The organism is Wenjunlia tyrosinilytica (genome assembly GCF_014646055.1).
GTDB lineage: Bacteria > Actinomycetota > Actinomycetes > Streptomycetales > Streptomycetaceae > Wenjunlia > Wenjunlia tyrosinilytica.
In genome coordinates, this window is the sequence record NZ_BMMS01000018.1 from 177,805 (window position 1) to 203,754 (window position 25,950).

Annotated in this window: 27 protein-coding genes; 15 read left to right on the forward strand and 12 right to left on the reverse strand. The window is 71.4% G+C overall.

The window, feature by feature from the left end:
* Positions 1 to 3: 3 nt before the first annotated feature.
* Genes iolD through IEY86_RS21315 form a run of 6 tightly spaced genes read right to left on the reverse strand, consistent with a single transcriptional unit; the run spans position 4 to position 6,637 of the window.
* Positions 4 to 1,869: a 3D-(3,5/4)-trihydroxycyclohexane-1,2-dione acylhydrolase (decyclizing) gene (gene iolD, locus IEY86_RS21290; protein WP_189133384.1), complete on the reverse strand. Its 1,866-nt coding sequence runs from the start codon at positions 1,867 to 1,869 to the stop codon at positions 4 to 6.
* A gap of 2 nt (positions 1,870 to 1,871) precedes the next feature.
* Positions 1,872 to 2,750, reverse strand: coding sequence for a 5-deoxy-glucuronate isomerase (gene iolB, locus IEY86_RS21295; protein ID WP_189133385.1), 879 nt, complete (start codon positions 2,748 to 2,750; stop codon positions 1,872 to 1,874).
* 23 nt (positions 2,751 to 2,773) lie between these two features.
* Entirely contained in the window at positions 2,774 to 3,658 is an 885-nt protein-coding gene (locus IEY86_RS21300) for a Cgl0159 family (beta/alpha)8-fold protein (RefSeq protein ID WP_189133386.1), read from the reverse strand.
* Positions 3,655 to 4,701, reverse strand: a complete 1,047-nt coding sequence (gene iolC / locus IEY86_RS21305) for a 5-dehydro-2-deoxygluconokinase (RefSeq protein WP_189133387.1) — start codon at positions 4,699 to 4,701, stop codon at positions 3,655 to 3,657. Before iolC ends, IEY86_RS21300 begins: the two co-directional genes overlap by 4 nt.
* Entirely contained in the window at positions 4,698 to 5,600 is a 903-nt protein-coding gene (locus IEY86_RS21310) for a TIM barrel protein (protein ID WP_189133388.1), read from the reverse strand. The genes iolC and IEY86_RS21310 overlap by 4 nt, the downstream gene beginning before the upstream one ends.
* Positions 5,597 to 6,637 (reverse strand): Gfo/Idh/MocA family protein, encoded by a 1,041-nt coding sequence (locus tag IEY86_RS21315; protein WP_189133389.1) that lies wholly within the window; start codon positions 6,635 to 6,637, stop codon positions 5,597 to 5,599. Before IEY86_RS21315 ends, IEY86_RS21310 begins: the two co-directional genes overlap by 4 nt.
* A 147-nt stretch (positions 6,638 to 6,784) precedes the next feature.
* On the opposite strand from IEY86_RS21315, the gene IEY86_RS21320 reads away from it, so the two are divergent.
* The 6 genes from IEY86_RS21320 (at position 6,785) to IEY86_RS21345 (ending at position 12,547) form a co-directional block, all read left to right on the forward strand.
* Positions 6,785 to 7,537, forward strand: a complete 753-nt coding sequence (locus IEY86_RS21320) for a GntR family transcriptional regulator (RefSeq protein ID WP_189133390.1) — start codon at positions 6,785 to 6,787, stop codon at positions 7,535 to 7,537.
* A gap of 109 nt (positions 7,538 to 7,646) precedes the next feature.
* On the forward strand, positions 7,647 to 8,651 hold the full coding sequence (locus IEY86_RS21325; protein WP_189133391.1) for a sugar ABC transporter substrate-binding protein: 1,005 nt from the start codon (positions 7,647 to 7,649) through the stop codon (positions 8,649 to 8,651).
* Positions 8,652 to 8,760: 109 nt separating this feature from the next.
* Positions 8,761 to 9,846 carry an ABC transporter permease gene (locus tag IEY86_RS21330; protein ID WP_189133392.1) on the forward strand — a complete coding sequence of 362 codons (1,086 nt, stop codon included), beginning with the start codon at positions 8,761 to 8,763 and terminating at the stop codon, positions 9,844 to 9,846.
* Entirely contained in the window at positions 9,843 to 10,685 is an 843-nt protein-coding gene (locus IEY86_RS21335) for an ATP-binding cassette domain-containing protein (protein WP_189133393.1), read from the forward strand. Before IEY86_RS21330 ends, IEY86_RS21335 begins: the two co-directional genes overlap by 4 nt.
* 228 nt (positions 10,686 to 10,913) lie before the next feature.
* The gene (locus IEY86_RS21340; RefSeq protein ID WP_189133394.1) at positions 10,914 to 12,029 is read left to right on the forward strand and encodes an ROK family glucokinase; all 1,116 of its coding nucleotides are present in this window, start codon (positions 10,914 to 10,916) and stop codon (positions 12,027 to 12,029) included.
* Entirely contained in the window at positions 12,026 to 12,547 is a 522-nt protein-coding gene (locus tag IEY86_RS21345) for a hypothetical protein (RefSeq protein ID WP_189133395.1), read from the forward strand. The genes IEY86_RS21340 and IEY86_RS21345 overlap by 4 nt, the downstream gene beginning before the upstream one ends.
* A 46-nt stretch (positions 12,548 to 12,593) precedes the next feature.
* On the opposite strand, the gene IEY86_RS21350 is transcribed toward IEY86_RS21345, so the two are convergent.
* On the reverse strand, positions 12,594 to 13,247 hold the full coding sequence (locus IEY86_RS21350; RefSeq protein ID WP_189133396.1) for a YigZ family protein: 654 nt from the start codon (positions 13,245 to 13,247) through the stop codon (positions 12,594 to 12,596).
* 92 nt (positions 13,248 to 13,339) lie between these two features.
* Between IEY86_RS21350 and pcaDC the strand changes: the two genes are divergently transcribed.
* The 4 genes from pcaDC (at position 13,340) to IEY86_RS21370 (ending at position 16,891) form a co-directional block, all read left to right on the forward strand.
* Positions 13,340 to 14,572, forward strand: coding sequence for a bifunctional 3-oxoadipate enol-lactonase/4-carboxymuconolactone decarboxylase PcaDC (gene pcaDC / locus IEY86_RS21355; RefSeq protein WP_189133397.1), 1,233 nt, complete (start codon positions 13,340 to 13,342; stop codon positions 14,570 to 14,572).
* Between the two features lie 160 nt (positions 14,573 to 14,732).
* Complete coding sequence (locus IEY86_RS21360) at positions 14,733 to 15,377, forward strand: MBL fold metallo-hydrolase (protein WP_189133398.1); 645 nt, start codon at positions 14,733 to 14,735, stop codon at positions 15,375 to 15,377.
* A 116-nt stretch (positions 15,378 to 15,493) separates the two neighbouring features.
* The gene (locus IEY86_RS21365) at positions 15,494 to 16,009 is read left to right on the forward strand and encodes a metallophosphoesterase family protein (protein WP_189133399.1); all 516 of its coding nucleotides are present in this window, start codon (positions 15,494 to 15,496) and stop codon (positions 16,007 to 16,009) included.
* 99 nt (positions 16,010 to 16,108) lie between these two features.
* Positions 16,109 to 16,891: an exodeoxyribonuclease III gene (locus IEY86_RS21370; protein ID WP_189133422.1), complete on the forward strand. Its 783-nt coding sequence runs from the start codon at positions 16,109 to 16,111 to the stop codon at positions 16,889 to 16,891.
* 22 nt (positions 16,892 to 16,913) lie between these two features.
* Here the strand turns inward: IEY86_RS21370 and IEY86_RS21375 are convergent, their stop codons facing one another.
* The gene (locus tag IEY86_RS21375; RefSeq protein ID WP_189133400.1) at positions 16,914 to 17,099 is read right to left on the reverse strand and encodes a hypothetical protein; all 186 of its coding nucleotides are present in this window, start codon (positions 17,097 to 17,099) and stop codon (positions 16,914 to 16,916) included.
* A 156-nt stretch (positions 17,100 to 17,255) separates the two neighbouring features.
* On the opposite strand from IEY86_RS21375, the gene IEY86_RS21380 reads away from it, so the two are divergent.
* Complete coding sequence (locus tag IEY86_RS21380; RefSeq protein WP_373287061.1) at positions 17,256 to 17,723, forward strand: guanyl-specific ribonuclease; 468 nt, start codon at positions 17,256 to 17,258, stop codon at positions 17,721 to 17,723.
* Here the strand turns inward: IEY86_RS21380 and IEY86_RS21385 are convergent.
* Both IEY86_RS21385 and IEY86_RS21390 read right to left on the reverse strand, forming a co-directional pair.
* The gene (locus IEY86_RS21385; RefSeq protein ID WP_189133401.1) at positions 17,687 to 18,319 is read right to left on the reverse strand and encodes a 3'-5' exonuclease; all 633 of its coding nucleotides are present in this window, start codon (positions 18,317 to 18,319) and stop codon (positions 17,687 to 17,689) included. The genes IEY86_RS21380 and IEY86_RS21385 overlap by 37 nt on opposite strands.
* A 75-nt stretch (positions 18,320 to 18,394) precedes the next feature.
* Entirely contained in the window at positions 18,395 to 18,988 is a 594-nt protein-coding gene (locus tag IEY86_RS21390) for a TetR/AcrR family transcriptional regulator (protein WP_189133402.1), read from the reverse strand.
* Between the two features lie 71 nt (positions 18,989 to 19,059).
* On the opposite strand from IEY86_RS21390, the gene IEY86_RS21395 reads away from it, so the two are divergent.
* A complete protein-coding gene (locus IEY86_RS21395; RefSeq protein WP_189133403.1) occupies positions 19,060 to 19,674 on the forward strand; it encodes a DUF3995 domain-containing protein in 615 nt (204 codons plus the stop codon).
* On the forward strand, positions 19,671 to 20,006 hold the full coding sequence (locus IEY86_RS21400) for a cupin domain-containing protein (RefSeq protein ID WP_189133404.1): 336 nt from the start codon (positions 19,671 to 19,673) through the stop codon (positions 20,004 to 20,006). The genes IEY86_RS21395 and IEY86_RS21400 overlap by 4 nt, the downstream gene beginning before the upstream one ends.
* A gap of 131 nt (positions 20,007 to 20,137) precedes the next feature.
* Here IEY86_RS21400 and IEY86_RS21405 read toward each other — a convergent pair whose 3' ends face one another.
* Both IEY86_RS21405 and IEY86_RS21410 read right to left on the reverse strand, forming a co-directional pair.
* Entirely contained in the window at positions 20,138 to 21,808 is a 1,671-nt protein-coding gene (locus tag IEY86_RS21405; RefSeq protein ID WP_189133405.1) for a CocE/NonD family hydrolase, read from the reverse strand.
* A gap of 286 nt (positions 21,809 to 22,094) precedes the next feature.
* Entirely contained in the window at positions 22,095 to 22,829 is a 735-nt protein-coding gene (locus IEY86_RS21410) for a hypothetical protein (RefSeq protein WP_189133406.1), read from the reverse strand.
* A gap of 165 nt (positions 22,830 to 22,994) precedes the next feature.
* Between IEY86_RS21410 and ggt the strand changes: the two genes are divergently transcribed.
* Together ggt and IEY86_RS21420 are read left to right on the forward strand one after the other, a co-directional pair.
* Entirely contained in the window at positions 22,995 to 24,803 is a 1,809-nt protein-coding gene (gene ggt / locus IEY86_RS21415) for a gamma-glutamyltransferase (RefSeq protein WP_189133407.1), read from the forward strand.
* Between the two features lie 221 nt (positions 24,804 to 25,024).
* Positions 25,025 to 25,867: a nitrilase-related carbon-nitrogen hydrolase gene (locus IEY86_RS21420; RefSeq protein WP_189133408.1), complete on the forward strand. Its 843-nt coding sequence runs from the start codon at positions 25,025 to 25,027 to the stop codon at positions 25,865 to 25,867.
* Positions 25,868 to 25,950 lie beyond the last annotated feature (83 nt).

Sequence of the window (25,950 nt, forward strand, 5' to 3'; positions counted from 1 at the left end):
GCCTCAGATGTGGTGCCGCTGAGCCGACTTCGCCGACTCGTACGCCTCCCTGGCCTTGCGGGTGGAGTCGCGCTGCGCGACCTCGGCCACCGGCACGTCCCACCAGGCCTGCGCCGAGGGCCCATTGCCCTGCGGGTCGACCTCGACGTACACGGCGGTGGGCCGCGACGACAGCCGGGAGGCGCGCAGGGCGCTCCTCAGGTCGTCCGCGGTGGACGCACGGATGACGTCGAGGCCGAGGCTCGCCGCGTTGGCCGCCAGATCGACGGGCAGAGGATCACCGGTGAAGGTCCCGTCGGTGCCGCGGAACCGGTAGGGGGTGCCGTACCGCTCGGCGCCGACCGACTCCGACAGCCCGCCGATCGAGGCGTAGCCGTGGTTCTGCACGATCACCAGGTTGATCTTCACTCCCTCCTGCACCGCCGTGACGATCTCGGTCGGCATCATCAGATAGGTGCCGTCGCCCACGAGCACGAACACCTCGCGGTCGGGGGCCGCCAGCCGCACCCCGATCCCGGCCGGGATCTCGTAGCCCATGCACGAGTAGCCGTACTCCACGTGGTACTGCTTGGGGTCGCGGGCCCGCCAGAGCTTGTGCAGGTCACCGGGGAGCGAGCCGGCCGCGTTGATCACCACGTCCCGGTCGTCCATCACGGCGTCGAGCGCGCCCAGGACCTCGGTCTGTGTGGGCCGCGCGGCGCCGCCCGCGCCGAAGAGGCCGTCGGTGAGCCGGTGCCACCGCGCCACCGCGTCGGTGTACTCGGTGAGGTAGGAGGGGTCCACCGTGTGTCCGGCGACGGCCCCGGTCAGGGCGTCGAGTCCGGCGCGGGCGTCGGCGACCAGCGGGGTGGCCGCCATCTTGTGGGCGTCGAACGAGGTGATGTTGAGATTGACGAACCGCACCCCGGGCCGGGTGAACAGCGTGTTGGACGCCGTGGTGAAGTCCGAGTAGCGCGTGCCGACCCCGATCACCAGGTCGGCCTCACGGGCGGCGCGGTCGGCCGCCGCCGTGCCCGTGTGCCCGACGGCGCCCAGCGCCTGCGGGTGGTCGTGGCGCAGCGACCCCTTGCCCGCCTGGGTCTCGGCGACCGGGATACCGGTGGCCTCCGCGAACTGCCGCAGGGACTGCGTCGCCTCGCTGTAGATCGTGCCCCCGCCGGAGATGATCAGCGGCCGCTGCGCGCGCCGGACGAGCTCGGCGGCCTCCGTCAGTGATTCCTCGTCAGGAACGGGCCGGCGCACCTTCCAGACCCGGGTCCGGAAGAACTCCTCCGGCCAGTCGAAGGCTTCGGCCTGCACGTCCTGCGGCAGGGCGAGCGTGACCGCGCCGGTCTCGACGGGGTCGGTGAGCACCCGCATCGCCTGGAGGACCGAGGGCATGAGCATCTGCGCCCGCCAGATCCGGTCGAAGTACCGGGAGACCGGGCGCAGGGCGTCATTGACCGACACATCGTAGGAGTGGGGGAGTTCGAGCTGCTGGAGCACCGGGTCGGCCGGGCGGGTGGCGAACACGTCGCCGGGCAGCAGCAGGACCGGGACGCGGTTGATGGTGGCCAGTGCGGCGCCGGTGACGAGGTTGGTGGCGCCGGGGCCGATCGAGGTGGTGCAGGCCATCGTGGACAGCCGGTTGTTCATGCGGGCGTAGCCCACGGACGCGTGCACCATGGACTGCTCGTTGCGTCCCTGGTAGTACGGCATCTCGTCCTGGCCGGCCTGGAGGAGCGCCTGGCCGAGGCCCGCCACGTTGCCGTGGCCGAAGATCCCCCAGGTGCCCGCGATCAGACGGCGGCGGACCCCGTCGCGCTCGGTGTGCTGGTTGGCGAGGAAGCGGACCAGCGCCTGCGCGACGGTCAGCCGGACGGTGGCCATGACTACTCGTTTCCTTCCTGAGGTGCGGTGTACAGGGGCAGACGGGGATCGACCGGCTGTTCCGGCCAGGTGGAGCGCACCCACGCGTGCGCGGGGTCGTCGCAGATGAGCCAGGAGCGCTCGGGGGAGGGGCCGGCCATGACATTGAGGTAGTACATGTCGTAGCCGGGCACGGCCATGCTGGGGCCGTGCCAGCCGTTGGGGATGAGCACCGCGTCGCCCGAGCGGACCTCGGCGAGGACGTCGCTGTCCTTGCCCGCGCCCGAGGGGTAGACCCTCTGGTAGCCCATGGCGGTGGGGCCGCCCGCCAGTTCGAAGTAGTAGATCTCCTCCAGCTCGGACTCGCCCTCGCGCTGCTCGTCGTGCTTGTGCGGGGGGAACGAGGACCAGTTGCCGCCTGGGGTGAGCACCTCCACCGCGATGACCTTGTCGGTCTCGAAGACCCCGGCCGCCGCGAAGTTGTTGACCTGGCGGCTGGCCGAGCCCGCGCCCCGCAGCTCGACCGGCACGCCCGAGGCGGGCCCGTAGCGGGCGGGCAGGCGCCGCTCGCACCGCGCCCCGGCGAGGGCGAACCGGCCGCCGGTGCCGGAGGCTACGCGGGCGTGGGCGTCCCTGGGCAGGTAGGCGAAGTCGGTGACCGCGCTGAACACGTCGGGCCTGCCGTGCAGTTCGAAGGACTCGCCGTCGACGAGGACCGTGCAGCCGCCGTTCAGCGGCAGCACGATCCACTCCGTGTCGCCGGTGAGGAAGGAGTGCACCCCGTCTTCCGGGAGCTCCAGGACCCGCAGGCTGGAATACCCCCATCCGGCGGAGTCCGGGTCGACCGCCAGGGCGTATCCGTCCTGGGCGGCGCTCCCGGCGGGCAGGTACAGCGACGTCATCCGGGCACTCCTCATGTCGGCGGTCAGCGGTTGAGCAGGGAGACGGCGGTGTCCACCGCACCGGCCACGTCCCCGTCGGCGGGGAACAGCATGGTCCTCCCTATCGTCAGGCCGCGGACCTGCGGGACCTTCAGCGCGTTCTGCCAGGCCGCGTACATCGCGTCGGTGTCCTTGCCGCCCTCGCCGCCGAGCAGGAGGGTGGGCAGCGTCGTGGAGGCCATCATGCGCTCCATCTCGTCGACCACCGGGACCTTCAGCCAGGTGTGGGCCGAGGTGCGGCCGAGCCCCTGCGCGATGTTGTTGGCGTAGATCTGCGCGTCGGGGGTGAGGATGTTGCGCACCTGCCCGTCCTCCCGGCGGGAGGCGAACGGTTCGACGAGTGCGAGCAGCCCCCGGTCGGCCAGCTCGTCCACCGCACGCGCGCACCCCACGAGTGTCTCCCTGGTGCCGGGGTCCGCCGGGTCGACCCGCAGGAGCATCTTGCCCCCGTCGAGCCCTCCCTCGGCGACGCCCCGCGCGTCATAGCCGGTGAAGCGGTCGTCCAGCTCGAACGACGCGCCCGGCAGGCCGCCGCGGTTCATCGAGCCCAGCACGAGCTTGCCCTCGAGCGCGCCCAGCAGGGTCAGGTCCTCCACGAGGTCGGCGGTGCCGAGGAAGCCGTCCACTCCGGGCCGCCCCAGCGCCTCGACGCAGCGGGCCAGCAGCTCGTGCCGGTCGCCCATGGCGGTCGGGTCGCCGCCCGCGGCCACGGCGCCGCGGGCGGGGTGGTCGGCGGCGAGGACGAACAGGGGGCGGGCGAACCCCTCGGGAGCGAAGCGCGTCCTGGCCTGTGCCGCGCGCCGTACGGCGCCGGGGTCGGTGACGCGAATGCGGGTCAGTTCCGCGATGCTGCGGGCGAACGGGCTCACGCGCGACCACCCGCGGGGACCGCGACGGGCGCCGACGGGTCGGCCGCTTCCTCGTGACGGCGCAGCAACTCGTCCACCTCCTCCAGTGTGGGCATGTCGTCGGCGCAGGCATGGCGCCCGGCGACGAGTGCCCCGGCGGCGTTGGCCACGGTCAGCGCCCGCTCCAGCGGCCATCCGGACAGCAGCCCCTTGCACAGGGCGCCGCCGAACGCGTCGCCCGCGCCGAGACCGTTGACCACGACCACCGGCACCGGCCGCACCACGACCTCCTCCTTCTGCGTTCTGGCGAGCACACCGCGGGGGCCCTGCTTGACGACGGCGAGCCGTACTCCGCGCTCCAGCAGGAGGTCGGCGGCCCGGTCGGGGTCGCGGGTGCCGACGGCGACCTCGACCTCGTCGAGGTTTCCGACGGCCACGGTCGCGTGGCGCAGCGCCCTCGCGTACCAGGGGCCCGCCTCGGCCGGGTCGGCCCAGAAACTGGGCCGGTAGTCGAGGTCGAAGACCGTCTCGCCGTAAACGTCTGCGTCAACCTCCCCGTCGCCCTCGCCGCGGTGGCCCTCGCCGCGGTCGCGCGCCTCGCACGCGGCGAGCAGGGTCGAGCGGGTCGGCTCGACGGCCAGCGCGCTGCCGGTGATCCACAGGACGCGGGCCTCGCGCACCGCGGAGCGGTCCAGATGGTCGGCCGTCAGGCACTGGTCCGGCGCCTTGGGGCGCCGGTAGAAGTGGATCGGGAAGTGGTCCGGCGGGAAGATCTCGCAGAAGACCACGGGGGTCTGCTGCTCCGGCACGGTCACCACATGGGCGTCGTCCACGCCGAACCCCCGCAGCGCCGAGCGCACATACTTCCCGAAGGGGTCGTCGCCGACCCCGGTGAGGACGGCCGAGCGCAGGCCGTAGCGGGCGGCGGCGACGGCGACATTGGTGGCCGTGCCGCCCAGGTACTTGGCGAAGGTCCTGACCTCGGCGAGGCCGACGCCGGTCTGCTCGGGGTACAGGTCCACCCCGACCCGGCCCAGGGTGATCACGTCGTGCGGGCGGTTCATCGTGCCAACTCCCCGCTGATGCGGGCCAGATGGGCCATCGAGGCACGGACGTCCTCGATCGGTCCACTGCCGGGGGCGGGGTCCTCGGTGAGTACGGTGTCCTGCTCCATCACGTACCAGCCCTGGTAGCCGCTGCCCTCGAGGGCGTTGACGATGGCGCGTACGTCCACGTCCCCCTCGCCGAGCGGCCGGTACATCCCGGCGGCGACCGCGGCGGTGTATCCCGTGCGGCCCTCCAGGACCTCGCGGGCGGCGGCGGCGTCCACGTCCTTGAGGTGCACATGGGCGATGCGCGAGGGCGCTGTGCGGGCGATGGCGACCGGGTCGGCGCCGCCCACCATCAGATGCCCGGTGTCCAGGCAGAGGGCGACGGAGCTGCCGTCGAGCACCCGGTCGACCTCGGCGGCGTTCTCCACCATCGTGCCGACGTGCGGGTGCAGTACGGCGGTGACACCGATGTCGGAGGCCGCCTCGGCGATCCGCCCGAGGTTGTCCAGCAGGCAGCGCCAGCCGGAGGCGTCGAGAGCGGGCCGCTCGTCGTAGCCGTCGAGGCCGGTGGCGGCGGCCAGCACCAGGGTGCCCGCCCCCGCCTCGGTGAAGGAGGCGAGCTCGGTGCGGATGGCGGGCAGCGGATCGTGGCCGGGGTCGTGCAGCACGGTGGGCACGAACCCGCCGACGGCGGCGAGCCCCCGCTCGGCGAGCGCCGCCGCCTTCTCCCCGGGGTCGGCGGGCAGGAAGCCGTCGGGTCCGAACTCTGTGGCGGCCACGCCCAGTTCCACCATTTCCCCGAGTACGCGCTCGGGGGTGAGCTGGTGTCCCCAGCCCGGCACCTCGCACACGCCCCAGGAGATGGGAGCGGCGGCGACGCGCTCGCTGACCGTCGTGGTGCGGGTGCTCATGCCACGGTCTCCTTCGCGGCCTCGACCTCGGCGGTCAGTGCCTCGATCTCGGCGAGGGCGACCGGGCGCCGCTCCCGCCTCGACAGCTCGCAGGCCTCGGCGACCTGGAGGGCGCGCAGCGCCTCCTCGCCGGAGCAGGGGTTCTCCGCCCGGCCGGCGGCGACCTGGACGAAGGTGGCCAGCTCGGCGCGGTACGCCGGATCGAAGCGGTCCAGGAAGCCGGTCCACGGATGCGGGACGCAGGGCGCCGAGCCGGGTTCGACGGAGGTGATCGGGGTGCGGGCGTCCACGCCCACCGCGATCTGGTCGTCCGAGCCGGCGAGTTCCATGCGCACGTCGTATCCGGCGCCGTTGTAGCGGGTGGCGGTGGCCGTGGCGAGCGTTCCGTCGTCGAGGGTCAGCAGGGCGGCGGCGGTGTCGACGTCCCCGGCGGCGCGGAAGAAGTCGGCTCCGCCGGCGGTGCCGGTGGCGAAGACCTCGGTCACCTCACGGCCGGTCACCCAGCGGATGATGTCGAAGTCGTGGACCAGGCAGTCCCGGTACAGGCCGCCGGACAGCGGCACATAGGCGGCGGGCGGCGGCGCCGGGTCCGAGGTCATGGCGCGGACGGTGTGCAGCCGGCCGAGGCTCCCGGCGAGGACGGCCTCGCGCGCGGCCCGGTACCCGGCGTCGAAGCGCCGCTGGAAGCCCATCTGCAGCACGGTCCCGGCCTCGCGCACCTCGCGCAGCGCGGCGACCGTGCCGTGCAGGTCGAGCGAGATGGGCTTCTCGCAGTACACGGGCAGACCGGCGCGGGCGGCGCGGACGATGAGCTCGGCGTGCGAGGCGGTCGCCGTGCTGATCACGACGGCGTCCACCCCCGCGGCGAACACCTCGTCGACGCTTTGCGCGGCCCGGCTGCCTGTCTGCTCCGCGACGGCTGCGGCGCGGTCCTGGTCGACATCCGCGACGACCAGCTCTCCTACACCCGCCGTCCCGCTCAGGGCCGCCGCGTGGAAGGCTCCGATCCGGCCGGCGCCGAGAAGTCCGATGCGCATGGGTTCCTGCACTTTCGTCTCGGGGGCCCGGTGGCGGCCCCGACGCGCTCCCAACCTCTCGCCTCGGCGCCACCCCTGTCAATCGTTTGTCCTGACATACTTACTTGCAGACTTCCGGTCATCAGGTCACCTGGGTAGGCTCAGCCCGTGTCCACCACCCCGGTCAACCTCGCGCTCACCGTCGACCGCAGCAGCCCCGTGCCGCTGTACTTCCAGGTCGCGCAGCAGCTGGAGCACGCGATCGAGACGGGCCGCCTCGAGCCCGGCAGCCGCCTGGGCAACGAGATCGAGCTCGCCGGCCGCCTCGGCCTGTCCCGGCCGACCGTGCGTCAGGCCATCCAGTCCCTGGTGGACAAGGGCCTGCTCGTGCGCCGACGCGGAGTCGGCACCCAGGTCGTGCACAGCCAGGTCAAGCGACCGCTGGAGCTGAGCAGCCTCTACGACGACCTGCTGGCCGCCGGGCAGCGCCCGACGACCTCGGTGCTGCGCAGCGCCACCGGACCCGCCTCGGCCGCGGTCGCCGCGGCCCTCGGCATCGCCGAAGGGGCGGAGGTGGTCACGGTGGAGCGGCTGCGCTCGGCGCACGGGGAGCCGATCGCCCGCCTGCTCAACCACCTCCCCGTGGGCCTGGTGCGGCTGGAGACCGCGGACCTCGAGGCAACAGGTCTGTATCGATTGATGCGGGCCGCGGGCATCATCCTGCACAGCGCAAGGCAGACCGTGGGCGCCCGTGCGGCAACGGCCGCCGAGGGTGCGCTGCTGTCCGAGTCCGAGGGCGCCCCACTGCTGACCATGGAGCGGGTGAGCTTCGACGACCACGGCCGTGCGGTCGAGTACGGCACGCACATCTATCGTGCGACCAGGTACTCCTTCGAGTTCTCACTCCTCGTGCGTCCCTGAGTACGTTGGTAATAATGTCTTAACAAAGTATTGACGTGACCCCTCCGTCAGGCATAGAACTCACCCCAATCAAGCCCCCAGGCTTCGCCGGACGGAAGGCAGAACCACCATGGCTCGCAGACGTGCAACGGTCCCAGCGGCGGCTCTCGCACTGGCTCTCGCACTCACCGTCGCCGGATGCAGCAGCTCCGGCGGTAAGGACAGCGAAGAGAAGTCCAACCCCTCGGGCAGCACCGGCAAGAGCGTCGGCACCCCCCGCCTGAAGATCGCGATGATCACCCACGCGGGCCAGGGCGATACCTTCTGGGACATCGTGAAGAAGGGTGCCCAGCAGGCCGCCGCCAAGGACAACGTCGAATTCCTGTACGACAGCAGCAACCAGGCGCAGAAGCAGGCCGAGAGCGTCCAGACCTACATCGACAAGAAGGTCGACGGGATCATCGTCACCCTGGCCAAGCCGGAGGCGATGAAGGATGTGCTCGGCAAGGCCAAGCAGGCCGGAATCCCCGTGGTGACCATCAACTCCGGTGGTGACTTCTCCGCCAAGTTCGGCGCGCTGTCGCACATCGGCCAGGACGAGTCCGTGGCGGGCGAGGCGGTCGGCACCGAGCTGGCCAAGCGCGGCAAGAAGAAGGCCATCTGCGTCATCCACGAGCAGGGCAACGTCTCGCTCGAGCAGCGCTGCGCCGGAGCCAAGAAGACCTTCGGCGGCGCCATGTCCAAGCTCTACGTCGAGGGCACCAACATGCCCGACGTCCTGTCGACCATCACCTCCAAGCTCCAGTCCGACAAGTCCATCGACTCGGTGGTCGCCCTCGGAGCGCCGTTCGCGGCGACCGCCGCCAAGGCGGCCAAGGACGTCGGCAGCAAGGCGGAGATCGACACGTTCGACCTCAACGCCGAGGTCGTCAAGCAGCTCAAGTCCAAGGAGATCGGCTTCGCCGTCGACCAGCAGCCGTACCTCCAGGGCTACCTCGCCGTGGACGAGCTCTGGCTGAACAAGTACAACGCCAACGTCCTCGGTGGCGGCAAGCCCGTCCTGACCGGCCCCGCCATCGTGACCGACAAGGACGTTCCGGCGCTGGAGAAGTTCACCGCCCGGAGTACTCGGTGACCTTCACCACCCCCCTTCCACCAGCGTCCTCGGACACTGGTGAGGCCGTGCGGGCGTCCGCCCGCACGGCCGCCGACAGGCTCGAGAAGCACATCGACCGGGAGACCCGATGAGCGGGGCAACCGCTGCCCATACGCAGCCCCACCACAAGGACAAGAAGGAAAGGCCGGACGCGGCCGCCGACGAACGGCTCGTGCACCGCTCGCTCGCCCGCCGCCTGATGGGGCGGCCCGAGCTCGGCTCCGTGGTCGGCGCCGTCGCCGTGTTCGTCTTCTTCGCCGTCGCCGCCGACAGCTTCATGCAGCTGTCCTCGTTCAGTACCGTGCTCTACGCCTCGTCCACCATCGGGATCATGGCGGTGCCGGTTGCGCTGCTGATGATCGGCGGAGAGTTCGACCTGTCCGCGGGTGTGATGGTGACCAGCTCGGCGCTGATCGCGTCGATGTTCTCCTACCAGATGACCGCCAATGTCTGGCTCGGCGTCCTGGTCTCGCTCGTGGTCACCCTGGCCGTCGGCTTCTTCAACGGCTTCATGCTGATCCGCACCAAGCTGCCGAGCTTCATCATCACCCTCGGCACCTTCCTGATGCTCACCGGCCTGAACCTGGGCTTCACCCAGCTGATCAGCGGCTCGGTCAGCACCAAGAAGATCGGGGACATGGCGGGCTTCTCCTCCGCCCACGCCCTGTTCGCCTCACGGTTCAAGATCGGGGACATCGACCTCCAGGTCACCATCCTGTGGTGGCTGGGCCTGGTGGCCGTGGCCACCTGGGTGCTCCTGCGCACCCGGGCAGGCAACTGGATCTTCGCCTCGGGAGGCGGGGCGGACGCGGCCCGCGCGGTCGGTGTACCGGTCGCCCGCACCAAGATCGGCCTGTACATGGCGGTCGCCTTCTGCGCCTGGATCTCCGGCCAGCACCTGCTCTTCTCGTTCGACGTCGTCCAGTCCGGCGAGGGCATCGGCAACGAGTTCCTGTACATCATCGCGGCCGTCATCGGCGGCTGCCTGATGACCGGCGGCTACGGGTCGGCGGTCGGCTCGGCCGTGGGCGCGTTCATCTTCGGCATGACCAGCAAGGGCATCGTCTACGCCGAGTGGGACCCCAACTGGTTCAAGTTCTTCCTCGGCGCGATGCTGCTGCTCGCCACACTGCTCAACGCCTGGGTTCGCAAGCGCGCGGAGGCCTCGAAATGACCGGGACGAAGACCGGGACGAAGGAGCCGACCGGGACCGAGGAGCTCGTCGAGCTCGCCTCGGTGAGCAAGTTCTACGGCAACATCAAGGCACTGGAGGGCGTCTCCCTCAAGGTCGACGCGGGCCGGATCACCTGTGTCCTCGGTGACAACGGCGCCGGCAAGTCCACCCTCATCAAGATCATCGCGGGCCTGCACCAGCACGACGCCGGCACCTACACGATCCAGGGCGAGGAGGTGCGCCTCGGCTCGCCCCGCGAGGCGCTGGACCTGGGCATCGCCACGGTCTACCAGGACCTGGCCGTCGTGCCCCTGATGCCCGTGTGGCGCAACTTCTTCCTCGGCTCGGAGCCGACGAAGGGCAAGGGCCCCTTCAAGCGGCTGGACGTGTCGAAGATGCGCCGGACCACCCGCGAGGAGATGCTGCGCATGGGCATCGACCTGCGGGACGTCGACCAGCCGATCGGCACCCTGTCCGGCGGTGAACGCCAGTGCGTGGCCATCGCCCGCGCGGTGTACTTCGGCGCCAAGGTGCTCATCCTCGACGAGCCCACGGCGGCGCTGGGCGTCAAGCAGTCCGGCGTGGTCCTCAAATACGTCGCGGCTGCCCGCGACGCCGGGCTCGGCGTGGTCCTGATCACCCACAACCCGCACCACGCCTACCTCGTCGGCGACCGGTTCGTCCTGCTCAAGCGCGGTGCGATGGCGGGCAGCCACCTGAAGTCCGAGATCGCCCTGGAGGAGCTGACCCGGCAGATGGCGGGCGGCTCCGAGCTCGAGCAGCTCAGCCACGAGCTCGAGCGCGCTCCCGTCCCCGCCCACCTGGGGGAGGGCGCCTGAGCCACACCCCCCGACCGCCCGCAGTCCGCGCACGGCCGCGCCCGGCCGTGCGCGGACAGGGGTGCCTGGGGCACAATCTCCACAGCGGAGGGGATCTTCCGCCGACACACGCATCGAGGCGGGGCGGCAGCCGCGCCCCCGCCAGACGAGACCAGGGACCCTGCTTCCGTTGCAACCGCCAGCGCTCGTGAGCCGTAACGACGTCCCCGCGGACCGGGAGGCGGCGCAGTGACGATGTACCGCGACCGGGCCCACCGCGACTCCGTCGCCCGCGCCACCATGATGCGGACGGTCGGAAGACGCGAGCGCCGCTCCCATCTGACCGCCCCCAGGGTCCCCACCGTCGGCATCGACATCGGCGGCACCAAGGTGGCCGCCGGGGTCGTCGACGCGGACGGCAACATCACGGAGCGGCTGCGCACCGAGACCCCCGACAAGTCCAAGAGCCCCAAGGTCGTCGAGGACACCATCGTCGAACTCGTCCTCGACCTCGCCGACCGGCACGACGTGCACGCGGTCGGCATCGGCGCCGCCGGGTTCGTGGACGCCGACCGCGCCAAGGTGCTCTTCGCCCCGCATCTGTCCTGGCGGGACGAGCCACTGCGCGAGGCCCTGATGGAGCGGCTGAGGCTGCCGGTGATCGTCGACAACGACGCCAACGCCGCCGCCTGGGCCGAGTGGCGCTTCGGCGCCGGGCGCGGCGAGGACCACCTCGTCATGATCACCCTGGGGACCGGCATCGGCGGCGCGATCCTCCAGGACGGCCAGCTCCAGCGGGGGAAGTACGGTGTCGCCGGCGAGTTCGGCCATATGCAGGTCGTGCCCGCGGGCCACCGCTGCCCCTGCGGCAACCGCGGCTGCTGGGAGCAGTACTCCTCCGGCAATGCCCTGGTGCGCGAGGCCCGTGAGCTCGCGGCCGCCGAGTCCCCGGTCGCCTACGGCATCCTCGACCGCGTGGCGGGCGAGATCCGCGACATCACCGGGCCGCTGATCACCGAGGCCGCCCGGGCGGGCGACCCCATGGCCATCGAGCTCCTCCAGGACGTCGGCCAGTGGCTCGGCGTCGGCATCGCCAACCTCGCCGCCGCCCTCGACCCCAGCTGCTTCGTCATCGGCGGCGGCGTCAGCGCCGCGGACGACCTGCTCATCGGCCCGGCGCGGGAGGCCTACCGGCGCACGCTGACCGGGCGCGGTTTCCGCCCCGAGGCCAGGATCGTGCGGGCGCAGCTCGGCAACGAGGCCGGCCTGGTCGGCGCCGCCGACCTGGCGCGGCTGGTCGCCCGGCGCTTCCGCCGCGCCAAGCGGCGCCGTGTCGAGCGCTTCTCGGGGGTGTTCGACCGGTGAACCGCGCCACCAAGGCCCTGGTGATAGTGCTCCTGGCGGCCGTGCCCACCTCGTACCTGGTCATCGCCGCCGCCCAGAGCAGCGGGGGCAGCAGCAACAAGAAGCGCAGCGCCGAGGCCACCGAGCCCCTGAGCGGGCGGCCCGACCGGGCGACGCGCGACATCTACGACCTGCCGGTGCCGGGGAACGCGAAGGGGGCGAGGTTCTTCGAGACCAACTCGTGGAAGACCAGCTCGCTGTACGCGCGGTTCACGGCCAAGCGGCCCAAGGACGTCGACTGGTTCCTCAAGCGGCTCGGCACCAAGCGCTCCGCCCTGGTCGAGGGGTACAACCCCATCACGCCCGAGCAGGAGCACACCTTCGGCTGGAACTTCCACGGCCAGTGGGCGGCCAAGCAGGCCTTCGCGGGCGTACGGCTGCCACCGCGTGAGAAGGGCAGGCCCACGTACAACCTGCTGGTGAACCTCAAGGACAAGGCGCACCCCACGGTCTACGTTGTCTCCACCATCACGTTCTGAGCGACCGGGGCCCCGCCGGCGCTCCGCATCCTGTGGCCGCGAGGGCTCAGGAGCGCACCTCGACCATGACCCGGCCGCCGACGGTGGCGCGGACACCGCCCGCCGTGGCCTCGGCCAGCCAGGCCAGGAACGCCGCCACCTCCGGCTCCGGCACGCCCACCTCGAACTCCACGGCGGCGCCGTAGCGGACATCGCGCACCGCGTACCCGGCGGCCCGAAGGTCGTTCTCCAGCCGTCCGGCCGTGGTGTGGTCGGCCACCGCCGTCACCAGGGCCACCGGCCGCCGCTCCACCACGCCGACCGCGTCCAGTGCCTCCGACACGGCGGACCCGTAGGCGCGGATCAGACCGCCCGCGCCCAGCTTGACACCGCCGTAGTAGCGCGTCACCACGGCCACCGTGTCGACCAGCCCGCGCCGCAGCAGGACCTCCAGCATCGGCACCCCGGCCGTGCCGCCCGGCTCCCCGTCGTCGTTCGACTTGTGGGTCCTGCCGTCCTCGCCGACGACATAGGCGTAGCAGTTGTGCGTGGCGCTCCAGTGCCGCTTGCGCACCTGGCGCACGAACTCCTGCGCCTCGGCCTCGCCGGCCGCGCGCGACAGGGCGCAGATGAACCGCGACTTCTTGATCTCGATCTCGTGCTCGCCCGCGCGGGCCACCGCCTCGACCGAGCCGGCCGAACCGGACTTCGCGTCGGTCATCGCGTTCTCAGCTCCAGGGTGCGTGGTCAGGGGCGGACACCACAGCCTACGCTCGACGGTCTGTCCCCCATGCCGACGAAGGACCTCCCCCGATGACCGACGTCCCGCTCCTGAACCACCGGCTGGACGGGCCCCAGGACGCCCCCGCGCTGGTCCTGGGCCCCGCGCTGGGCACCACCTCCCAGATCTGGCAGGAGCAGATCGCCGACCTCTCCAGGTACTGGCGCGTCGTCCGCTACGACCTGCCGGGGCACGGCGGCTCGCTCGCCCACCCGACGCACACCGTCGAGGAGGTCGCCGTCCTGGTGCTCGAACTGCTCGACCGGCTCGGTATCGAGGGGTTCGGGTACGCGGGGGCCGGATTCGGCGGTTCGGTGGGCACCCTGCTGGCTCTCAGCCACCCCCACCGTGTCGTCTCGCTCGCCCTGATCGGCTCCTCGGCCGGACCCGGCTCCCCGGACGCCTGGCGCGAGCACGCGCTCGTCGTGCGGGCCACGGGACTTGAGCACGAGGCGCGCACGGCGGCGTCGCGCTGGTTCACCCCCCGCTCGCTCGCGGAGGAGCCCGCCCTCGCCGAGCCGTGCGCCCACATGGTCCGCACGGTCGACCCGGCCTGCTACGCGGCGCTGTGCGACGCCCTCGGCGAGCACGACCTGCGCGACCAACTGCCCGCCGTGATCGCCCCGACGCTGGTCATCGCGGGGGCGGAGGACACCACGGCGCCGCCCGGAGCGGCCCGGGAGCTGATCGCGGGCATACCCGACTCCCGCCTCGCCGTCGTGCCCAACGCCGCCCACCTGGCCAATGTCGAGCAGCCGGGCCCGGTCACCCAGCTCCTGCTGCGGCACTTCGCGGCCACCCTGCGGCAGGCGCCGTCCCCGGCCGCCCCGCCGCCCCCCGTCGAGCCCGCCCCCGCGCCCCCGCGCGCCGCCGCCGACTCCGAACCGGTCGACTACGAGCGCAATGCCTTCGCCGACGGGCTGAAGGTGCGCCGGGAGGTGCTGGGCGACGCGCACGTGGACCGCGCGCTGAGCCGGGCCGACGACCTGACGGGGGAGTTCCAGGAGTTCATCACCCGCTATGTGTGGGGCGAGGTGTGGACCAGGCCGGGGCTCGACCGCCGCTCGCGCAGCATCGCCACCATCACGGCGCTGGTCGCCCGAGGACAGCTCGACGAGCTCGCCTTCCACATCCGCGCCGGAGTGCGCAACGGGCTGACGCGGGACGAGATCCGCGAGGTCCTTCTCCAGACGGCCGTCTACTGCGGCGTCCCGGCGGCCAACTCGGCGTTCGCCGTGGCCCAGCGCGTCCTGGCCGAGGACTGAGGCTCCGCCGATCGGGGGACGCCGCGCGGTGCCGCGCGGCGCTGACCCGCGGCCGTCGGCGCGCCGACGGTGAAAGGAGCCGATGGTGAAAGGATCGGAGGAGGAGCCGAACACCTCACGGCCACGGAGCCATTGGCAGCCATTGAAGGAGGCGGACGCGATGAAGCTGACGAAGAAGGGCCATGCCTGCGTAAGGCTGGAGAAGGACGGCCGCACGCTGGTCATCGACCCGGGGGCGTTCAGCGAGGAGGACGCCGCCGTCGGCGCCGACGCGGTCCTGGTGACGCACGAGCACCCCGACCACTTCGACGAGGCCCGGCTGCGCGCGGCCCTGGAGGCCGACCCGGAGGCCGAGATCTGGACGCTGCGCAGTGTGGCCGAGAGGATCAGCGCCGCGTTCCCGGGACGGGTGCACACGGTCGGGCACGGCGACACCTTCACCGCGGCCGGTTTCGAGGTGGAAGCGCATGGTGAGCTGCACGCCGTGATCCACCCCGACATCCCCCGGATCACCAATGTGGGCTATGTGGTGAACGGCTCCCTGTTCCATCCCGGCGACGCCTTCACCGTGCCGGAACGGCCCGTGGACACCCTGCTCCTGCCGGTCCACGCCCCGTGGAACAAGTTCAGCGAGGTCGTGGACTACGTGCGCGAGGTGAAGCCGTCGAGGGCCTTCTCCATTCACGACGGGCTCCTCAACGACCTCGGGCACGGCCTGTACAACCGGCAGCTCGGGCCGACCGGACCGGGGATCGGCGCCGAGCACGCAAGGCTGGCGCCGGGTGAGAGCACGGAGCTGGACTGACCGGGGCAGCGGCCAGGGGGCCGGCGGGCAGCGGGCAGGGGCAGGGCCGGGTGCCCGACCGGGGACCGGTGGGCCGGCCTGCGCCGTGGAACACGAACGGACAGGAGGGCCGGGCCGTGCGCCTGCTGCTGATCTCCGACACCCATCTGCCGAAGCGGGCGAAGCGGCTCCCGGACGAACTGCTCGACCGGGTGCCCGAGGCGGATGTGGTGATCCACGCCGGGGACTGGGTGGACACCGCGACCCTGGACCTCCTCGAGGAGCGCTCCCGGCGGCTGATCGGGGTGTACGGCAACAACGACGGCCCCGCGCTGCGTGCGCGCCTGCCCGAGGTGGCGCGGGCCGAACTCGGGGGTGTGCGCTTCGGCGTCGTCCACGAGACGGGCTCCGCCCAGGGCCGGGAGCGGCGCTGCGCCCAGCGGTTCCCCGATCTCGATGTGCTGGTCTTCGGCCACAGCCACATCCCCTGGGACACCACGGCGCAGGGCGGTCTGCGCCTGCTCAATCCGGGATCACCCACCGACCGGCGCCGGGAGCCGTACTGCACCTATATGACCGCGGAGGTGGGGGAGGGCGGGCTCGGCGAGGTCGTCCTGCACCGGCTGCCGCAGCACGTCCGCAACGGGGGCTGATCCGGGGCGGGCGTGGTGGCGGACACGGGGCTGATACGGATGGGGCGGGTGACCCGGTCGGGACTGTCGTAGGCGGGCGGTACATTCGGACGCATGGCACTGCGTATCGCGACCTGGAACGTCAACTCCATCACCGCCCGCCTCCCCCGCCTCCTGGCGTGGCTGGAGAGCTCGGGCACGGATGTGCTGTGCATACAGGAGACCAAGTGCACCGCCGAGGCCTTCCCGACCGAGCAGCTGCGCGAGCTCGGGTACGCGTCGGCCGTGGTGGCCGACGGCCGGTGGAACGGGGTGGCGCTGGTCTCCCGTGTCGGCCTGGAGGACGTGGTGGAGGGCCTTCCCGGCGGTCCGGGCTACCCCGATGACGAGCAGGAGCCGCGAGCGGTGTCGGCGACCTGCGGCCCGGTGCGCGCCTGGTCGGTGTACGTTCCGAACGGGCGCGAGGTGGACCACGCGCACTACGGCTACAAGCTGCGCTGGCTCGAGGCACTGAAGGGTGCCGTCGCCCAGGACGCGAGCGGCGAGCGGCCGTTCGCCGTCCTCGGTGACTTCAATATCGCCCCGTCCGACGAGGACGTGTGGGACAGGTCGAAGTTCGACGGGCTGACCCATGTCACCCCCGCCGAGCGTGAGGCGCTGGCCGCCCTGCGGGCCACGGGTCTGAGCGATGTCGTGCCGCGCCCGCTGAAGTACGAGCACCCGTTCACCTACTGGGACTACCGCGAGCTGGGCTTCCCGAAGAACCGCGGTATGCGCATCGACCTGGTGTACGGCAATGAGCCTTTCGCCGGCGCGGTCAAGGACGCCTATGTGGACCGCGAGGAGCGCAAGGGCAAGGGCGCGTCCGACCACGCCCCGGTGGTGGTGGACCTCGATCTGTGACGGGTCGGGCAGGCGGGGGTGCTCAGCTGAGCCCTTTCGTCCGCTCGCCGATGCGGTCGCCCACGGGCTTGCCCATGCGCTCGAGGGCGGCCTTGGTGTCCATGGAGCCGCTGCCCCCGACCTTGGAGTGCCACGGGGTGTCGAAGCCGTGGCCGTGCTCGCGCTCGTAGCCGATCGTCTTCCTGTCACGCTTGCCCTTTGAGCTCACGCGGCATCACTTCCTCTCGCCGTGCTCGCCGTGCCGGACGGATGCTCACTGCGTATCCGTGCAAGGGCGACAAATCCACCGTACGCATGTGCGACGTCGTGTGCACATGGGGGGTGAACGGTCCGGGAAGGGTTGGCGAAGGCGATTGATGTGTGCATGTCTGCACACGCGCCACACTCCGGCCATGACTTCCCTCAAGAGGAACCTCGGCCTCGCCCGGCCCACCCTTGCCTCGGCGCTGCTCCTCCTCGCCCCGGCCGCCACGGCCACCGCCGCCGCCACCCACACCCGGGCCCGTACCACCTCGGCCGCAGGCCCCGTCCGGACCGTCCGGGCGGCGGCCATCGGCAGCCTCTGCGAGAGGCGCTGCCCGGTCAGGCCCATGACACCCCGCGTCTGATCGACCAGGACGGTCCCTTCCCGTACCCGCAGGACGGCTCGGTCTTCCACAACCGCGAGCGCGTCCTTCCCTCGGAGCCGACCGGCTACTACTACGAGGACACGGTCAGGAACCCCGGCTCCTCTACCCGCGGTGCCCGCCGGATCATCACGGGCGACGCCGGGGAGGACCACCGCACCGCCGACCACTACGCCTCGTTCAAGGTGATCGACTTCTCCTGCTGACCGCCGCCGCGTTCGCCGGGCCAGGCCATGATGTTGGAGAACAGGTCGGCCTGCTCGATCGCGTCGTCCAGCGCGTGGTGGGTGTGCCGCCGCTTGGAGAGCAGGTTGCGGGGGATGGAATGCTTGCCCACGCTGCCCAGAGGCACACCCGCCTTCGCGGCGAAGAGCGTCTTGACGTCCATGCACCGTGAGTGGCCGAACGGACTGCCGCCGCCCCAGCGCACCGCGTACCAGTAGAGGAACGTCCAGTCGTAGACGGCGGGATAGCCGACCATCACCGCTTGTGCCCCCTCGCGGACCTCGTCCACCCATGCGGCGAAGTCCGTCAGGGCGGAGGCCGGATCTTTGCCCTCGGCGAGCAGACGGTCGCGGTCGAGGCCGCTGACGGCCAGCGCCTCGGGGTCGAAGGTCTCGCTGATCGGCCGGAGTTCGCGGTAGAAGGTCAGGGCCGCGGGATCCGCGGCCGCGTATCCGTCCGCGTCCTGCCGGCCGGCGACCGCCGCCCCGAAGCTGAGCATCGAGTAGGGGCCGGGGATGGGCCCGTCCGCCTCGATGTCCACGGAGATGTACAGGCTGGGCTTGGCACCGCGTGTCATGCCGCCGATTCTCGCGGTGCGGCGGCCCGGGCTCCACGCATTAACGGCCGGTCCTCGCTCGGGGACGCGAACGCGTCAACCCGCTCCGGGCCCCGGTGCCCCCGTGGTCAGCAACTCCACCAGGTGCTCCATCGCGGCGGCCGACCGCTCACCCTCGGCGAGCGTCTCCGGCGCGGTCTCCGGGGCCGCCCTGCGCAGCTCGATCCAGCCCAGGTAGGCGGCATAGGCGGTGACCGCCCGGTGGCGGGCGGCCCGCGGAGGGAAGTCGAGGTCCGTGAAGATCTCGGCGAGGAAGGCGATCCGGGTGCGGGTGACCCGGTGCAGCACCTCGGCGACGGCCGGATGGTCGACCTGGGCCACGATGGCCGGTTCCAGACCGGCGATCTCCTCATTGCCCAGCGCCTCGAGGAACAGGGCCCGCGCTCGCTCGAGGGGGTCGGCCACCTGCCGCAGCGCCTCGATGAACTCCGTCGTGGCCAGGCGCTCCCAGGTCTCCAGCGCGGCCACCAGCAGGGCGTCCCGGTTCTTGAAGTGCCAGTAGAAGCTGCCGCGAGTGACGGCCAGTTCCTTGGCGAGCACATCCACGGCCACCGCCGGAACGCCGCCCCTGGCCAGCGCCGACAGCGCCGCCATCGTCCAGTCGTCCCTGCTGACTCTCCCCTTGGCCATGTTCCGTACAGTACTGTATGGAAAGATCCGTACAGCACTGTATGGAACGAGGGACCGGGCAAGGGGGAAGTGTGAACGCCAGTCAGAACACCACCGCCGGCGCAGCCACCGCCGGCGCAGCGACCACCGGAACAGCCGCCACCGACGCGGCGACCACCCGCACAGCCGTCACCGGCATCACGGGCACGGGGACCGATGGCACCACCCGCGCCGCCGCGTGGACGTCCGCCGCCGTGCTGGGCGCCATCGGCGTTCTGCACGCCGTCTGGGCCTTCACGCCCTGGCCGCTGGACTCCGCCGCGCAGTTCGCCGACACCGTGGTCGGGGTCGGCGAGGACGAACTGCCCACGCCGCCGATGGACTTCGCGGTGGCCGGACTGCTGGTGGCGGCGAGCGGTCTGGTGCTCGGCGCGGCCGGAGCCACCCGCCGCTACGGGCCGTCGTGGGTCTACTCGGCCGGCACCTGGACCGTCGCGGGCGTGCTCGGGGTGCGCGGCCTGGGCGGCCTCGTCACCTCGGGGTTCGAGCTGGGGCGGGGGACGGACTCGTTCCGCCACTGGGACCTGGTGCTGTACTCGCCGCTGTGTGTGGCCCTTGGCGCGCTGACCGCCCACGTCGCCCTGCGGACCCGCCGCTGGACCCCGGGGCGCGGCCTTCGGGTGGGGAGGCTACGCTCGCGCGCATGATCGTGACGCACATCCCCGGCGCCGAGCTCGAACCCGAGCCGCTCGACCCCTCGCAGATCGTCTCCGGCACGCCCGAGGTCACCGGCAAGGTGCTCTGGGAGGCCGAGGACGGCCGGCAGATCCGCGGCATCTGGCAGATCACACCCGGCGTCGTGACCGACACCGAGGCCGATGAGCTGTTCGTGGTCGTCAGCGGCCGGGCCACCATCGAGATCGAGGGCGGCGACTCCTACGAGGTCGGTCCCGGCGACGCGTGTGTGCTGCGCGAGGGCGACAGGACCCGCTGGACCATCCACGAGACGCTGCGCAAGGCGTATCACATCAGCCTGTGACGCCCGTCGGTGACGTGCCGGCCGGATGGACCCGGACCGGCACGTCACCTGCTGGGTCGGTCGCGCCTCAATCGCGCGTCAGTCGCGCTTCGGTCGTGCGTCAGGCGTTCCGCTGTTCTCCTCAGTCCTCCTCAGTCGTCGCGCAGGGGCACCGACAGCCAGGACGGATCGTCGGCCGGCGAGGAGAAGGTGATGGACGACAGCAGCGGGTTGTGCTCGATGTAGAGCGGGTCGACGGTGTCCACCACGAGCGCGAGCCGGTGGCCCGCCGGGACGTCGTACGCCGTCGAGAACAGATCCAGGTCCAGCGGGAACGGCTGCCCCGGCTCCTTGTCGGTGAAGGTGAAGGGCGCGTGCGAGACGAGCTTGCCCACACCGAGCCCGTTCACGTCGTACAGGTAGGCCATCACCGTTCCCATGGCATTGCTCGGCGTCAGCGTCACATGCATCTTCGCCGTGCCCCGGATGCGCTGGACCGAGTCGTACGTCGCGGACTGCCACACCGATGCCACCTGCCTGGGCAGCAGGGGAACGGAGACGATGGGCGGCAGCTTGGCCACCTGGTCGCCGATCTGGGACAGGAAGATCAGCCCCCCGTCGGCGCCCGAGTCGAGATTGGTGCCGATCCGGGTCCTCCACCCGGTGTCGGGGCTGCCGCCGAGGTCGCCGGTGCCGAAGAAGTCCTTGTCGCCGAGCGGCAGTCGGCGGTGCTGGCTCGTGACGGCCGACCAACGGGAGTAGCCCTCGTAACCGCCGCTGTCGCTGCCCGTGCGGTTCTTCAGCTGCACCGGCTGCTCGCGGTCGATGCCGTTGTTCTCGCCCTTGAGGTAGTGGTCGACCCACCGGCGGGCGTTGGACCACGTGTCGTTGGGCAGCCCGAGCAGTCCGGTCAGCTCGGGGGTGACATGGTCGCCGGGCCGGAACTCCAGCCGCTTCGGGCCGTGCAGCCGGTCGTAGAAGTCGGCGAGCTGGTTGGGCGGGAAGAGGCTGTCGCCCCATGAGTTGGCCAGCATGATCGCCGCGCCGTTGTCGTTGATCCGGTCGAGGTACGTGGCGGGGGAGCGCTTGTCCCCCCAGGCGACCAGCTCCGCCTCCTTGTCGTAGCGAGAGGACAGGAAGTCGCCGAGGACCTGCTGGAATTCCTCGCTCGGCCTACCGGTGAGGTAGGCGGTTCCGCCGAGCAGGAGCGAGGCCTGGAGGTGCGGGGTGCGCCCGCTGAAGATGGACCCGGACAGATCCGCCCAGCCGCTCATCGCGGCGACCGCCTTGACCCTCTTGTCGAAGGCGGCACCCATCACGCAGAGTCCGGCGCCGTAGGAGACGCCGACCATGCCGATCCGGTCGCGGTCGGCCGGGGTCTCGGCGAGGGCCCAGTCGATCACCTTGCTGATGTCCGCCATGTCCTTGGGACCCGCGACGTCGATCCTGCCCTCGGAGAACCAGAAGCCGCGCGGGGTGTAGCTGACGACCACATAGCCGTCGGCGGCGAGCTTCTTGGCCTGGGCGACGTACTCGATGTCGTTCAGCGCCCAGCTCGCGGGCAGGACGACCACCGGGTAGCGCTTGCCGCCCCCGGCATCGCCGGGGGTGAAGACATTTCCCTTCAAAGTGACGCCATCGGACCCCGGAATGTCTACGAATCGGAACGTCGGCTCGGCCGCGCCCGCTGTTGTGAGGCCAGCGGGTGCGGCCGCCGGTGCCGAGGCGTGGGCGGCGGGGGGCAGGGCGATGGCGGAAAACGCCATCAGTGCGGCACAGGCGGTACCCACCGTTGCCGCACGTAGAGCTCTGGGCGGTGACATGAACGCCTCCAGACAGCAATGCGTCGTCCTGGCAAAGTGACTGGAGAGTAACCTTTAGCGCTTACCTCCGGTAACGACCGTGCAAGTTACGTTCGAGTAAAGTTACTCGCAAGTTGCTGCGCCTTGAGCGCACCATTCGAACGGGTGACAGGCACCCGGCGGCAGGACCGTCGGCCGGGCGGCAGGGCAGCCGGCCTGACGCCAGGACAGAGGCTGACGTCCGGACGGACGGCTGACGCCGGACCGGACGAACGGACGGCGCGCCCCCGGTTCGGGAGGGTTCGCCTCAGTCGGCCGAACCCTCGTCGGGGGCCGTGCGGGCCGCACGGGTGATGTCCGCGACGAGTTCCACCACATCGGGCCCGTACGCCTCGGAGTTGACCACCTTCAGCAGCAGGCAGAACGACCCCTCGACACCGTGCTTGCGGGCGAGCGCGCGGTGGTGCCGCGTGAGGTAGCGCACGGCCGCCTGGTTGGACACCGAGCGCTGACCGCCGGCGAGGAACACCGGACGCCCGTTGCCCCCGGCGGTCAGCCGCGCCAGCAGGACGTGCTCTACCTCCCCGGGCCGCCACTCGTACGTCTTCCCGTCGACGGTGAACGCCCCGCGCCCCGGCCCCTGTTCGGTCGAGGTGTCCACCTTCACCCCGGGCAGCAGGGTGCCCAGATGGGCCGCCATACGGCGGTTGGAGAACGGGCCGCCGATACAGAACTCCGTGCGGGTGCCGAAGCCCTGCCGCGCCTCGTCGTGGCCGATGACATCCGCGTTGACCCCGCACTCCCTGATGAGGGCGGACAGCTCCAGCAGGGCGAAGACGTCGTTGCGCGCGACCGCGGACTTGCCGGTGGCCGCGTCCTGGTTGACGACGAGAAGGCACTCCGAGCCCTTGGGCAGCCCGAAGAACCGCTGCTTGCGGCGGAGCCCGCGCTGCCAGGACACCCGGCGGGCGAACCATCCCAGGCCCGCGCCGATCGCGCTCGTGACGAGCCCGATCACTATCTGCACCGCCGTATCGCTCATGTCCCCGCCCCGTCTCCTCAGGTGACCCGGCATGGTAGCGGGGGCGCGTCACCCATCCGGCGGCGGGGATTGCGGTCGTGTTCCTGACGCGGTGGCATCCCTGAAGTTAGGCTGCGCATCCGGCTCTTGGCGTCCGGCTCTCGACAGCTCTGATGGAGGTCACGGATGGTGCGTTCTCCCGCGGTGGCACGCTGCTCGGCCCTGCTCGCGGCGACGGCGGTTCTGGCGGGTCTGGTCGCCACGGCCCCGCCCGCCAACGCGAGGGCCGGCACCGCGACGAGTCCCGAGAAGACACCGGTCGCCGTCGGATACGGCGGCGCCGTCGCGAGTGTCGACGCCGACGCCTCCGCGGCGGGCATCGAGGTACTCAGGAAGGGCGGGAACGCGGCCGACGCGGCGGTGGCCACGGCCGCGGCCCTCGGTGTCACCGAGCCGTACTCGTCGGGCGTCGGCGGCGGGGGGTACTTCGTCTACTACAACGCCAGGACGCACCGGGTCAGCACGATCGACGGTCGCGAGACCGCCCCGCGCACCGCGGACGCGGGGCTGTTCATCGAGAACGGCAAGCCGATCCCGTTCGCCGAGGCGGTCACCAGCGGGCGCGGTGTCGGTGTGCCCGGAACGCCCGCCACCTGGGAGCGGGCGCTCGACAGATGGGGCACCGAGTCGCTGCGCACCGTGCTCAAGCCGGCGGAGCGGCTGGCGCGTGACGGCTTCACCGTGGACGCGACCTTCCGCCAGCAGACGGCCGACAACGCCTCGCGCTTCGCGGACTTCCCCGCCACCGCCGACCTGTTCCTGCCGAACGGGCAGCCGCCCGAGGTCGGCAGCACCTTCCGCAACCCCGATCTCGCCGACACCTACCGGGAACTGGGGCGGGAGGGCACCGACGCGATCTACCGCGGCGACATCGGCCACGACATCGTCGACACCGTCCGGCAGCCCCCCGTGGCACCCAACTCGCCCCGCAAGGTGCGCCCCGGCGACATGACGGAGGCCGACCTGGGGGCCTACCGGGTCAAGGACCAGGCGCCCACCCGGGTCTCGTACCGCGGCCTCGACGTCTACGGGATGGCGCCCTCCTCGTCCGGAGGCACGACCGTCGGTGAGGCGCTCAACATCCTCGAGCGCAGCGACCTCTCCGACCTCAGCCCCACCCAGTACCTGCACCGGTTCCTCGAGGCGAGCCGGATCGCGTTCGCCGACCGCAACCGCTGGGTGGGCGACCCGGCCTTCTCCGACGTGCCGACGAAGGGCTTGCTCTCGCAGCGCTACGCCGATTCCCGGGCCTGCCTGATCGACCCCGGCAAGGCGCTGACCAGCCCGCTGGCGCCGGGGGACCCCAGGGATCCGCAGCCGTGCGGCAGCAAGGGCGCCCCGGCCGTCGAGGGCCACGAGGGCCCGAGCACCACCCATCTGACGGTCGCCGACCGCTGGGGCGATGTCGCCTCCTACACGCTCACCATCGAGCAGACCGGTGGCAGCGCGATCGTCGTTCCGGGGCGCGGGTTCATCCTCAACAACGAGTTGACGGACTTCTCCTTCCAGCAGGCGGATCCGGCCGTGCCCGACCCCAACCTGCCCGGTCCGTCCAAGCGCCCGCGCTCCTCGATGTCGCCGACGATCGTGCTGGACGACGGGCGTCCGGCGTTCGCCCTGGGCTCGCCCGGCGGCGCCACCATCATCACGACCGTCCTCCAGGTGCTGACCGGGCATGTGGACCGCGGCCTGCCGCTGGTGGAGGCGATCGCCGCGCCCAGGGCCAGTCAGCGCAACGCGGCGAGCACCCAGGCCGAGCCCGCGTTCGTCCGCGACGACCTGGTGAAGCTGGGGCACAAGTTCTCCGACACCCCGGAGATCGGCGCGGCCACCGGAGTGCAGTACCTGGGCCACGGCAAGTGGCTGGCGGCCGCGGAGAAGGTCCGCAGGGGCGGCGGCTCGGCCCAGGTGGTCTACGCCAAGCCCCGCCACTAGGGACGGCCCCGTGGCGGGACACCGGCCCGGACTTCGGAAGGAGCCGGGGACGCACTGCGAACGGACGCGTCCCCGGCTCCTCCCCACCGGACGAGGATCACGAAACACGCCTCGCCTCGTTGAGTAACGCGGCCGGTATTGCCACAGTGGTGACAGGTCCCACGTTCGCTTCTACGTGCGTAGACAACGCGTAGCGAACGCCTCCTGTAGGGAGTGCCATCATGCCCAACGTCGTGCGCGCCGCCCTGGTCCAGACGAAGTGGACGGGCGACACCGAGTCGATGGTCCAGCAGCACGAGAGCCACGCCCGCGCCGCGGCGGAGCGGGGTGCGAAGGTGATCGGCTTCCAGGAAGTCTTCAACGCGCCGTACTTCTGCCAGGTGCAGGAGGCCGAGCACTACCGGTGGGCCGAGCCCGTCCCGGACGGTCCCACGGTGCGGCGGATGCGCGAGCTGGCGCGGGAGACCGGGATGGTGCTGGTGGTGCCGGTCTACGAGGTCGAGGACTCGGGCTTCTACTACAACACCGCCGCTGTCATCGACGCCGACGGCACCTACCTCGGCAAGTACCGCAAGCACCACATCCCGCAGGTCAAGGGCTTCTGGGAGAAGTACTACTTCCGGCCCGGCAACCTGGGCTGGCCGGTCTTCGACACCGCAGTCGGGCGCGTCGGCGTCTACATCTGCTACGACCGGCACTTCCCCGAGGGGTGGCGGGCCCTGGGACTGGCCGGGGCGCAGATCGTCTACAACCCCTCGGCGACGTCGAGGAGTCTGTCCTCCTACCTGTGGAAGCTCGAGCAGCCGGCCGCCGCCGTCGCCAACCAGTACTACATCGCGGCGATCAACCGCGTCGGCGTCGAGGAGTACGGCGACAACGACTTCTACGGCACCAGCTACTTCGTCGACCCCCGGGGGCAGTTCGTGGGCGACGTGGCCTCCGACACGGAGGAGGAACTGGTGGTGCGTGATCTCGACCTCGACCTGATCGACGCGGTCCGGCAGCAGTGGGCCTTCTACCGGGACCGAAGGCCGGACGCCTACGGCGACCTGGTGAAGCCCTGACCCCGCGCGGCACGCGGTAGCACGGGCGGAGAAGCGAACAGTTGGAGTCCGTGAGCGTCGTCCGTGAGGCGGCGTTTCGCTGT

What these genes read in the sequence shown, in the direction of transcription:
- iolD (WP_189133384.1), bottom strand. Translation starts at nt 1,869, where the DNA reads ATGGCCACCGTCCGGCTGACCGTCGCGCAGGCGCTGGTCCGCTTCCTC.
- iolB (WP_189133385.1), bottom strand. Translation starts at nt 2,750, where the DNA reads ATGACGTCGCTGTACCTGCCCGCCGGGAGCGCCGCCCAGGACGGATAC.
- iolC (WP_189133387.1), bottom strand. Translation starts at nt 4,701, where the DNA reads ATGAACCGCCCGCACGACGTGATCACCCTGGGCCGGGTCGGGGTGGAC.
- IEY86_RS21310 (WP_189133388.1), bottom strand. Translation starts at nt 5,600, where the DNA reads ATGAGCACCCGCACCACGACGGTCAGCGAGCGCGTCGCCGCCGCTCCC.
- IEY86_RS21315 (WP_189133389.1), bottom strand. Translation starts at nt 6,637, where the DNA reads ATGCGCATCGGACTTCTCGGCGCCGGCCGGATCGGAGCCTTCCACGCG.
- IEY86_RS21325 (WP_189133391.1), top strand. Translation starts at nt 7,647, where the DNA reads ATGGCTCGCAGACGTGCAACGGTCCCAGCGGCGGCTCTCGCACTGGCT.
- IEY86_RS21330 (WP_189133392.1), top strand. Translation starts at nt 8,761, where the DNA reads ATGAGCGGGGCAACCGCTGCCCATACGCAGCCCCACCACAAGGACAAG.
- IEY86_RS21335 (WP_189133393.1), top strand. Translation starts at nt 9,843, where the DNA reads ATGACCGGGACGAAGACCGGGACGAAGGAGCCGACCGGGACCGAGGAG.
- IEY86_RS21350 (WP_189133396.1), bottom strand. Translation starts at nt 13,247, where the DNA reads ATGACCGACGCGAAGTCCGGTTCGGCCGGCTCGGTCGAGGCGGTGGCC.
- pcaDC (WP_189133397.1), top strand. Translation starts at nt 13,340, where the DNA reads ATGACCGACGTCCCGCTCCTGAACCACCGGCTGGACGGGCCCCAGGAC.
- IEY86_RS21360 (WP_189133398.1), top strand. Translation starts at nt 14,733, where the DNA reads ATGAAGCTGACGAAGAAGGGCCATGCCTGCGTAAGGCTGGAGAAGGAC.
- IEY86_RS21380 (WP_373287061.1), top strand. Translation starts at nt 17,256, where the DNA reads ATGTCTGCACACGCGCCACACTCCGGCCATGACTTCCCTCAAGAGGAA.
- IEY86_RS21385 (WP_189133401.1), bottom strand. Translation starts at nt 18,319, where the DNA reads ATGACACGCGGTGCCAAGCCCAGCCTGTACATCTCCGTGGACATCGAG.
- IEY86_RS21390 (WP_189133402.1), bottom strand. Translation starts at nt 18,988, where the DNA reads ATGGCCAAGGGGAGAGTCAGCAGGGACGACTGGACGATGGCGGCGCTG.
- IEY86_RS21400 (WP_189133404.1), top strand. Translation starts at nt 19,671, where the DNA reads ATGATCGTGACGCACATCCCCGGCGCCGAGCTCGAACCCGAGCCGCTC.
- IEY86_RS21405 (WP_189133405.1), bottom strand. Translation starts at nt 21,808, where the DNA reads ATGTCACCGCCCAGAGCTCTACGTGCGGCAACGGTGGGTACCGCCTGT.
- IEY86_RS21410 (WP_189133406.1), bottom strand. Translation starts at nt 22,829, where the DNA reads ATGAGCGATACGGCGGTGCAGATAGTGATCGGGCTCGTCACGAGCGCG.
- ggt (WP_189133407.1), top strand. Translation starts at nt 22,995, where the DNA reads ATGGTGCGTTCTCCCGCGGTGGCACGCTGCTCGGCCCTGCTCGCGGCG.
- IEY86_RS21420 (WP_189133408.1), top strand. Translation starts at nt 25,025, where the DNA reads ATGCCCAACGTCGTGCGCGCCGCCCTGGTCCAGACGAAGTGGACGGGC.